We start from the raw sequence: 9,338 nt of genomic DNA, 5'->3' as shown, positions 1-9,338 counted from the left end.
GCTGGCACCATTAGGCCGCGATTCGGTGGCTCCAATGGGGCGAGATTTGTCAAGCCTCCGGCGCCAGCAGCCAGCGCGTCATTCTCTGGTTTCCACACACTCCGCAATGGCCTGTGTCGACGGGCGCAGAGCAGGCTGCCCACGCACACGGCAGCGCAGATAATCCGCAAAGGCTGGCCCATCGTTGACCTGGCCGGTGGCGATCACCTGTGCGCGCGCCGCCAATGCCCGTGCCACAAAAGCCGCCTCCGCCTCTGCCTGCGCCAGTTCGGCGCCAATGGCCTTGACCATGAAGGCGTGCGGGGTTATTCCCTGGTCGGCAGCAACCGCCAGCAGGCGGTGACGTGTCGCTTCATCCAGTTTGACCGACAAGTTGGGCATGGCAAACTCCGGGCGTCAATAGTATTGATATCTTACTACCGGAAATGACTTCCGTAATATTTTCTGGGGGAAAAGGGCGGGGCTCGAATTAACCGCTATCTCAGAGAGCCTATTGTTCTTCTGAGTGAGTATCGACTGCTGCTTATTCCCTACGCTCGGCATCTCGGCATCACTGATCTGCGGTTGAATTTCCCAACCTGATTTCCTATGTTTAACTCAAGGGGCATTAAAGTGTTCCATGTGTGTACAACGTTTCTGGTGCGGCTCACTTACCAGTACGCGTACCGGTAGAAGGACTGGCAGACGACATGTGATTGCTGTGGCGAATCCATGTTTTTTCTGCTTTAACCTGTGATGAAAGGAAATTGTCCATGACTCAAGAGCAATCATCTGCTGCGTTGCAGAGTTTCTTCCAGACCGGTCAGGTATTGACGAAAACGTACTTTGACTTCATCACCAGGCAACAGCCGGCCTTCTCTTTACCCGCCTCAGCTCCAGCGGCAGAACCCGCGCCCATCTTGTTGCCGATGCTTGACCTTGAACCCTTCGCTACCCTGCAGCGCGAGTTGTTAGCCCAACACGCCCAGTTGTGGCAGAAAATGATGCAGCACAAGCAGGGCGAGGCGGTCGAACCGATGGTCAAGCCGGAAGCGGGTGATCGTCGCTTCACCGCGCCAGAGTGGGGCGAAACGCCGATTTACGATTATGTGCGCCAATCCTATCTGATTAATGCAGGCTATCTCAGCAAGCTCGCAGAAGCGATGCCGATCGCCGATGGACCGACCAAGATCCGCGTGCAGTTCCTGACGCGGCTGTTCGTCGATGCCATGGCCCCGTCCAACTTTGCCGCCACCAATCCGGAATTCGTCAAGACCGCCCTCGAAACCAAGGGCGAGAGCATCACCCTGGGCATCAAGAACATGCTGGCTGATCTGGAAAAAGGCCGAATCTCGATGACTGACGAGGCAGCGTTCGAAATCGGCCGCAATATTGCGACAACCCCAGGTTCCGTAGTCTTCGAGAATGATCTGATGCAATTGATCCAGTACAGCCCGAGCACCGACCAGGTTTTCGAACGGCCTATCCTGCTCGTGCCACCCTGCATCAACAAGTATTACCTGATGGATCTGCAGCCGGAGAACTCCTTCGTCCGCTACATCGTGGAGCAGGGATTCACGGTCTTTCTGATTTCCTGGCGCAGCGCCACTAACGAGCAGGGCCATTACACCTGGGACGACTATCTGGTGATGGGGCCGATCAAGGCGCTGACGGTAGTTCGGGAAATCACCGGTGCGGCCAAGCCCAATGCCCTCGGCTTCTGCATCGGCGGCCCGCTCCTGTGCTCGGCCTTGGCAGTACTGAAAGCCCAGGGTGAAGAGCCGGTTGAGAGCCTGACGTTGATGACCTCATTGCTCGATTATTCCGATCCGGGAGAAATCGGCGCCCTTGTGACGGAGTCCACGGTTGCGGCTTATGAAGCGACGATCGGCAAGGGCGGCGTGATGTACGGGCGTGATTTAGCGAGCGTTTTCTCGTCGTTGCGGGCTAACGATCTGATCTGGCAGTATGTCGTCGGAAACTATCTGAAGGGAAAGAAGCCGCAGCCTTTCGACCTCCTCTACTGGAATTCGGACAGCACCAACCTGCCGGGGCCATGCTTCACCTGGTATGTGCGCAATACCTACCTGACCAACAAACTGCGCGTGCCGGGCAAGCTGGAGATGCTCGGAGAAAAGGTCGATCTGGGCAAGATCACGGTACCGAGCTACATCATGGCCGCCCGCGAAGATCATCTTGTGCTCTGGCAGGCGGCCTACCTTTCGCGCAAGATACTCGGTGGTCCGACGACTTTCGCTCTGGCTGCCAGCGGCCATATCGCCGGCTCCATCAATCCCGCGTCAAAGAATCGCCGAAGTTATTGGGTCAACGACAGTAAGCCCTCCCTTACCGCCGACGAATGGGTGGCCGGCGCCACCGAGATGAAGGGGAGTTGGTGGCCGCACTGGGCCGAATGGCTCGGACAGCGCAGTGGCAAGAAGGTCGCCCCGCCGAAGAAGCCAGGCAGCACGACCTACCAGGAGATCGAGCCGGCGCCTGGTCGCTACGTCAAGGCAAGGGCATAAGTCATGAATATCAAATACATGCAAAATATACTTGTTCGCATGTTGGTTGGCAGGTGAGCAATGTGCTGTGGCGCTCATGGCATTCAGTTCGGTCGATAGGTTCTGCAACAGCAGGAATACAGATACGGTCAGGGATTGAAACGAGGTGTTGGAATTTTTCATGGATATTGTTGTCCATGAAAAATCGGGTTGCAGGGTTGTCTTGACTGTCTTTCACTACGACATGACGAGCCGATCCGAATTCAACAAGGAACAAGTTTCACAGATTGCTCTTCATGCAAGAACTGGCTGATGTCACTCGTTGAGGGAGAGCGCCATGCAACGTAGCATTCATAATGATGGAGATAACGATCATGCTCACGATTCAGGATTGCATCGAACTTTCTGAACTTACCGAAGACGAGATACTGGCTATCGGCGAACACGAGCACATGCCCGAAATCGTGGCGCTCGAACTGGGTAACTATCTGGTGCACACTTCGAGCGGTGAAAAGCGCATCAAGCGCATGATCGCCGATGACATCGAGGCTGCCCGAAATCGTGGCGACTTGAAGCACGCTGCGACCTTGCGCCTGACGCTGAAACACTTCCTGCAGACGCACCATCACGGGGCGGATTGACCAGGCTTCGCCAATTCGCCTGGATGCGACAAACATCGCGGCGTGGAAATTGGTCTTTCAGGTTGTTTGCCATCGGCTTGGCGATGTACTTGACCAGGGACAGCGAATGCTGCCAGCGGGAAGCGGCAGCGCTTCCCGCTGGCATGCTATATCGATAGTCGTGCTTGTTGCATCACACCGGGAGCGGTTGCCGGGAATTTCGGGCTGAACAGACCTCGGCAGCGGCAAGTCGGGTCTAATTCACGCCACGTCTATGCAGGAAATCTCCCCGCCGTTTATCACTGTTCAATATGTGTTGCATCAGCCAGGTGTGCAACGAAGCGAGCAGTTGTTCCAGGTTGAGTTGCTGATTGGCCTTGAGTTGCAGATCATAGCTGGACAGGGTTTCCACCAGTCTCAAGTGCTGGGTTTGATGCTCACTGATGAAGGATTGGTCGATCTTCAGATATCACGGCGAGCCTGGACTTGTTCCGCGCCGCCCGTGCCGCCGCCTGTCGCAAGCGGTCTTCGAGCAGGCTGCGGTTGGGCAGGCCGGTCAGGAAGTCGTGATGCGCCATGTGCTCCATTTTTTCCATCACCTGATTCGCTTCGGTGATGTCGGTCAGCAAACCAATGTAGTTGGTCACATTGGCCCCGGTTTTCACGGTGCTGATATAGGTGCGGACGAGATATTCTTCGCCGGTTTTCTTCCTGTTCCAGATCTCGCCCTGCCAGTGGCCGATGGCATGCAGGGTCTCCCACATTTTTCGGTAGAAGCTGTCGGGGTGGCGTTTCGAGGCAAACATTTTCGGGTTCTTGCCAACGATTTCATCCGCACGATAACCGGTCAGGCCTTCCAGAGCCTTGTTCACGGACAGGGTACGATTGTTGGCTCCGGTAATGATGATGCCTTCCGAGGTGCTCTCGAAGACACTGGCGGACAGTTTCAGCTGATCTTCCGTCTCCTGGTGGCGCGTGATGTCCTGGAGTATTCCGATGGCGCCGATGGCCCTGTCGCCATCGAACAGCGGTTTTGCCTCAAAGGTCAGGTAACGCCGCTTGCCGTTGAGGTTGCCGAACCAGCCTTAGGCCTTGTGGCCGTCGCTGGCAAATTCCGTTGTTTCGTGCCGACTGTAGTAACTTGAGGCGTCAGCCAGCAGGCTGTCCAGAACCAGGTCGGCCAGGCAGGGCCGGAATGCACATTACAGAGATGCAGCCCTGAACGTCCGTTGGTTACGTCTTATATCCGGACGTGGCAGCGCGACCTTGCATCAAACCCCGGTTTTGTAGCCAATGCGAAAACCGCCCCAGTGCAGGCCCTTGACATACACCGGCGCGGAAATGTCATGCATGATCTCCCCGGTATCACGACGATAAGTCTGTAACAGGAAAGGCTGTTCATGTTCACCGCAGCGGCGGTAACCTGCAGCAGCATCGCAAAACGAATTTTCCACGCCACCCCATTCATTTGTCACCTCCCCTTTTTTTGTTATATTTCTCGATGCCCATATGCAAGTCCAAGGCCGATCAAGGAATATACCCCGCAAATCGCATTTAACACTTGTTACTTCTTAGGCGCCGCAACACAAGGACGCGGCGTCAATCATGGGAATCGGATACCTGAAGTTATTTTTCGATTGGGTGTCAAGGTTATGAACGTAACTAAATACAGCCACCATCCATGGAAGCCGCGTCAAATGGCGTTCTACAGCATGGCAGGCCGGTTAGCCTTTAAATACGCCACTCTTCACGGTCATTGGCTGTAGATCGCCTATCCACAGGGTATCCAGCCACGATGCAGAATAGGCTATTGACGACGTTCTTTTCGAAGTCTGGTCTGGCAACCGGCCGGGCACCGTTGATTCCGGCGCCGCTGCCGGCGTGAATTTGCCTCAGATACGCTTCTTGAACCCGTAATCGCACAGCGCTGCTCTTCAGAATTTCTGATTAGCCGCGAGGGTCGGGCACAAAGCCGGCGCCGGATGGGAATGGCGTCGGTTCGGCCGGCCGTGGTGACGGGATGATGCCTTGTGCGATCAGGTTGGCGCGGGAGTCGTAGTAGATTGTGACGATTTCATCGGGTGCGTCACTGTTGCGAACGAACTCGGTGTAGCGCGTTGGTGAATACTCGCGTTCGCCGTGGCCAGTGCCGAGTCGTTTGGCCTTTTTCTCGATTACTGCAGGTGATGGAGAGCCGGATTCCGCCTGGTCAGCGCGGCGTTCGGCCAGCGCGCCGGCAAGCGTGGCCTTGGTGCTATCGGCACTTTCGGCTTTGGCTGATTGAGCGGGGGCCGCTGGTGCTTCGCGTTCCGGGCTGTTTTGGGCGTCGCGTGCGGATTCAGTGCGTGTCGATGGCGAATAGGGCTCCACGGCGATGGGTTGTGGCGGTGGTGCAACCGCTTTCTCGCGATAGACGGCGACGCCGATCACGCCCACATTGCCCGGCCGGCCGGTGCGCGCCGCATAGCTGTTGGGCAGCGCGGTGAAGACGAACTGGGCCACATCGTCCATGCTCTTGCGCCAACCGTTTATTCCATAGCTTTGACCGCCATCGATCACATAGCCGGATTGAAGCGTGGCGGCGGTCTGGCCAGTGAGCACATTGATGCCATCCACCGACAGGACGGTGAGTACGCGCTCGCCGCGCTTGCTCTTGAGTTCGACCGAGTAACGGTCACCTGGCGTGCCGGCAACATAGAGCTTGCCATCGTGCCGGTACGGCGTGAGCCGTTCGCCGGTGTTGCGATTGACGACTGAAACGTCAACCAGTCGGGCGGCGAGGGTGCTCTGGGTGCAGCCGAGTAATGCCAGGAAACTCATGGCGCCGAGAATGCTGGATGTGAAGCCGGATCTGTTCATGATGTCCTCCGTGGTGGAAAATAAAAATCAAGGTTTGCGTAGTCCGCAAGCCTATAAACGGAGGACTTCGGGAAACGGGGTTAAAACGGCAGAAATACCCGTTTCCGACTTACTTCAGGTTGATCAGATCATCCGGCAGCATGAAACTCGGGTAACGCAAACGAAACCGGGCAAGGCTTTGCGCCGCAGCCGCATTGCGTCCGGCGGCGCGCAGTTCACGGATGTGTTTCAGCCAGGCTTCCGGCGTGGCGGCATCGTCTGCGGATTTGGCAGTCGCGTTGGCCGTTGAATCGCTGGAATAGTCGGCCGCCGCGCTGGCGCTCGAGTCAGGTCCGGGTTGTCTGGCTTCCAACTTGCCCAGCGGATGGGCCAGACCGGAACCGGCGCTGACGGCATCGCGGGTGTCGCGCTTTTCCCTCGGCTCATCCACCTCGGCGCGCTTGCTTTTCTTCTGGGCCTCGTGCGCTGGCATCGGCGGGGCTATGAACGCCGGGGCCGCCGGGGCCGGCGGGGCGACCATCAATTCTGCGGGCAGCCCGCGAGCCGGCGGCGCTGCTTGCTCCTGTATTTCGGCCGGCGAATTGCGGGCGGCCTTCGTTTCAGCACGACGAGTTGTTGTGGATGCCTGGGTTTTGCTTGACGGCTGAGCCGGATCCGGTTTTGCCGCCGGAGCGATTTGACCCGACGCATCGTCTTCCCCTTTGCGCTCAGCCTGGGTAGCGCTCATTTCCTCGCGCATATCGCGTTCCTGTTGATCCATGACGTGCCAGCTTAGCGACAGCCCCAGAGCTGCGACAGCAATGGCAGAAGCCGGGGCCAGCCAGCGCTTCCACCACGGCGCCTGAGGCCTTGATTCAGTTGTGCCATGGGACTGTACTTCAGCGCGTGCCGCATTGAGGATGCACCGGTCAAGCATCAGGCTTGGCTCATCACCGGCGACTTGATGGTAAAGCGCGTGCAGTTCGTTCACGGTCGAATCCGGCACCTCGGGTGCTGGCGGAAGGACGGGCCGAGTCATCGCAAATCCCCCAGTTCGTTACGCAGTCGCGCATAGGCGTAACGCAGGCGGCTTTTTGCGGTCTCGAAGCCGGTGCCGGTGGCGTTGCCGATTTCCTCGATCGTCAAGCCCCCTTCGGCAGCCAGCAGAAAGGCTTCGCGCTGGGGCGGCGGCAATGCTTCAATCGCGGTGACCAGGCGGCCAGCCAGTTGTGCGCGATCGAACAGGCGCTCCGGCTGTTCGCCGTCAGGTGCAGGATAATCTGGAGGATCGCTTTCGGCATCGCCAACCTCAACTTCAAACTCAGCCAGCCGGCCGCGGGCGCGAAAGCCGTCGATCAGCCGGTTATGGGCGATGCGGAACAACCAGGTCGTAAACTTGGCCGACACCTCGTAGCCGCTCCGAGCACGAATTACCGACATCCATATCTCCTGAAACATTTCATCCGCCTGCTCGCGTCGACCGCACTGATGCAGCAAATAGCGGAACAAACGACCGCGATGACGCGCATAAAGCACCTCAAATGCCGCTGCATCGCCATCGCGATAAGCCAGCATGAGTGTTTCGTCAGTGCGCGATTCTTCCATGCCCTCAGTGTAAACGAGTGGTATCCGTTTTCGGGGTTAGAGGAAGGTGAAAATCAGATGCCATCGAGGCCGGTTCTGCATGGCTTCTTCTGCGAGTGAAAAATTGGCTTCCCCGCTTGGCAGTGGCTCACTGCGGGGTTGGCGCTAAAAACATCGGCTATTTGCATTCTGAGGTTGGAATTCCAAAAATTCAGCCGAGTATGGTGATCGCCATAACATTCGTGCATGGCTGGAATTTAGGGGCAGATTGATTCGATCGCGTTGGGTTCTGTGGTTGGAAATCGCTGCAATTCGCCAACATATATGCCTACGGAAATAATACTTCGCTGACGGAAATCGACCCTCAGCGGTCATCCAACTTTCGACGACCTTAGCGGCAGGTTCCAGAGTTGAGAGGCCATACTTAGCGTTAGGACAAGGGCAAGTGTTCGGCCTGACCGGCCATTGAGGGCTGGCGCCTTGAACGTCAGCAGCACTTCGGATTGCCGACGTTCATCCTGGCGCGCCGAAAAAAAAAGGCCGACGAGTCCGGGCGACCGCTTACCGAAAACCGCTATTCACCCTTCCGACCCCTATGCATATATCTCAACTAGGGATAGTTCAAGTGGTCCAGAATGGGCGGATGCACTGGCAGTGCGACCGTCGGTGTGATCGGGGGTTTTGGTTGGTCTCAGATCGGTGGCTCGGTTAACCTGTTCGACCTGCGCGGCAGCATTCCCAGTTTCATCAACGTTTCCAACGGCAAGTTGCACGACGCCCATGCCCTCGATTTGCAACTGCCGGAAACCGGCGCCATCTACGTCATGGATCGTGGCTACGTCGATTGCGAACCGCTTTCCTCTCTGTCCCGAAACCACTAAAACCGATATGGCAACGACGCCATAAAGATGAAGTCTTCAGCATCATCAGTTACCCCGGCTGCGGCAGTCAGGTTTAGGGACAGGTTTTTGTCCAGGACAAAGGTCGAACCGAAATGGAAGTAGCCAGCAACGGTGCGCGCAGTGTTGTACGCATTACCTTCCAGAGGGGCGACTTTGTTCTTGCCTTTGAAGTCGAAAGACAACCCCGCATCAAGGGAAATTTCGGGCGTTGCAGCCAGAGACGCACCCAGCCCCAGTCCGTATCCATCAGCCGGCGTAATTTCGCTGGTGTAATACGTTGCCCCATCCAGGTAGGTCGCAGTCGTGGACCAGCCATGGCTGTAAGATAAATGACCATAAAGCACCAGTGGTTCGATGCGTTTAAATGCGGACAGTGACGCTTCCACTGAACGGAAGCCGCCACCTATAGGCACGGCGTTAAAAGGATCTTTCCCATTGTCGTGGACATAGCCAAGCCTCATGACGAGCGAGGGTGTTTTCGCGGTTTCCTCAGCCAATGTTTTGCTCAAACTCACTGAAAAATCGCCCACACCGTCATTTCGCCCCCACGAATAGTCTCGTTGCACATAAGGAACATTCAAGGAAGCCGACATGCCCCACGGCAGACCCACATCAAGACCCAATCCGTAGAAATAAGAATCTGTTTCGTTGTTGCCGTTACCGCTATGCGCCCAACTGATGCTGGGGGAAATACGGTACGTGCCGGCGGGTAGCAATACCAGCCCTTTGCTAACCAAGGCCTGTTCGATAGCGCTGTTGTCGGATTCCGACTCAATCGGAGGCTTGGCGGCAGCCCCATCAAGGCTGACGACTGGCGCCCCGCGTCCCGGCTCTCGCGGTTGTTCGAGGGCAGTGAGTAACACCTCAATAACACGTGGCAAGCTCTGACAAATTGGTTTTGTGTCGGACTT

Annotated in this window: 10 protein-coding genes and 1 pseudogene; 3 read left to right on the top strand and 8 right to left on the bottom strand. The window is 56.9% G+C overall.

The genetic code is table 11. The features are described from left to right. Positions 1-78: 78 nt before the first annotated feature. A complete protein-coding gene (locus ACOYNV_RS23085) occupies positions 79-381 on the bottom strand; it encodes a hypothetical protein (RefSeq protein WP_422902158.1) in 303 nt (100 codons plus the stop codon). Between the two features lie 371 nt (positions 382-752). Here ACOYNV_RS23085 and ACOYNV_RS23080 point away from each other — a divergent pair, with 371 nt between their 5' ends. Both ACOYNV_RS23080 and ACOYNV_RS23075 read left to right on the top strand, forming a co-directional pair. Beyond that, positions 753-2,504: a PHA/PHB synthase family protein gene (locus ACOYNV_RS23080; protein WP_422902157.1), complete on the top strand. Its 1,752-nt coding sequence runs from the start codon at positions 753-755 to the stop codon at positions 2,502-2,504. 353 nt (positions 2,505-2,857) lie between these two features. Further along, a complete protein-coding gene (locus ACOYNV_RS23075) occupies positions 2,858-3,124 on the top strand; it encodes a hypothetical protein (protein ID WP_422902156.1) in 267 nt (88 codons plus the stop codon). A gap of 235 nt (positions 3,125-3,359) precedes the next feature. Here ACOYNV_RS23075 and ACOYNV_RS23070 read toward each other — a convergent pair whose 3' ends face one another. The 6 genes from ACOYNV_RS23070 to ACOYNV_RS23045 all read right to left on the bottom strand — a co-directional run bounded on the left by ACOYNV_RS23070 (position 3,360) and on the right by ACOYNV_RS23045 (position 7,546). Continuing rightward, positions 3,360-3,515, bottom strand: a complete 156-nt coding sequence (locus ACOYNV_RS23070; RefSeq protein WP_422902155.1) for a hypothetical protein — start codon at positions 3,513-3,515, stop codon at positions 3,360-3,362. Between the two features lie 25 nt (positions 3,516-3,540). Then, positions 3,541-4,047: a sensor domain-containing diguanylate cyclase gene (locus tag ACOYNV_RS23065; protein WP_422902159.1), complete on the bottom strand. Its 507-nt coding sequence runs from the start codon at positions 4,045-4,047 to the stop codon at positions 3,541-3,543. Positions 4,048-4,374: 327 nt separating this feature from the next. Beyond that, positions 4,375-4,557 carry a hypothetical protein gene (locus ACOYNV_RS23060; RefSeq protein WP_422902154.1) on the bottom strand — a complete coding sequence of 61 codons (183 nt, stop codon included), beginning with the start codon at positions 4,555-4,557 and terminating at the stop codon, positions 4,375-4,377. 493 nt (positions 4,558-5,050) lie between these two features. Beyond that, complete coding sequence (locus tag ACOYNV_RS23055) at positions 5,051-5,962, bottom strand: hypothetical protein (RefSeq protein ID WP_422902153.1); 912 nt, start codon at positions 5,960-5,962, stop codon at positions 5,051-5,053. Positions 5,963-6,071: 109 nt separating this feature from the next. Then, positions 6,072-6,980 carry a hypothetical protein gene (locus ACOYNV_RS23050; RefSeq protein ID WP_422902152.1) on the bottom strand — a complete coding sequence of 303 codons (909 nt, stop codon included), beginning with the start codon at positions 6,978-6,980 and terminating at the stop codon, positions 6,072-6,074. Beyond that, positions 6,977-7,546 carry an RNA polymerase sigma factor gene (locus tag ACOYNV_RS23045; protein WP_422902151.1) on the bottom strand — a complete coding sequence of 190 codons (570 nt, stop codon included), beginning with the start codon at positions 7,544-7,546 and terminating at the stop codon, positions 6,977-6,979. Before ACOYNV_RS23045 ends, ACOYNV_RS23050 begins: the two co-directional genes overlap by 4 nt. A gap of 692 nt (positions 7,547-8,238) precedes the next feature. Here ACOYNV_RS23045 and ACOYNV_RS23040 point away from each other — a divergent pair. Further along, positions 8,239-8,370 (top strand): annotated as a pseudogene (locus tag ACOYNV_RS23040) (IS4 family transposase); the annotation flags it as partial. A 32-nt stretch (positions 8,371-8,402) separates the two neighbouring features. Here the strand turns inward: ACOYNV_RS23040 and ACOYNV_RS23035 are convergent. Then, positions 8,403-9,338: hypothetical protein (locus ACOYNV_RS23035; RefSeq protein WP_422902150.1), on the bottom strand; the 936-nt coding region annotated here is incomplete at its 5' end.

The organism is Propionivibrio sp. (genome assembly GCF_049316945.1).
Classification (GTDB): Bacteria; Pseudomonadota; Gammaproteobacteria; order Burkholderiales; family Rhodocyclaceae; genus Propionivibrio.
The sequence above is the reverse complement of the archived record's forward strand: the minus strand, read 5'-3'. Positions and strand labels throughout refer to the sequence as shown.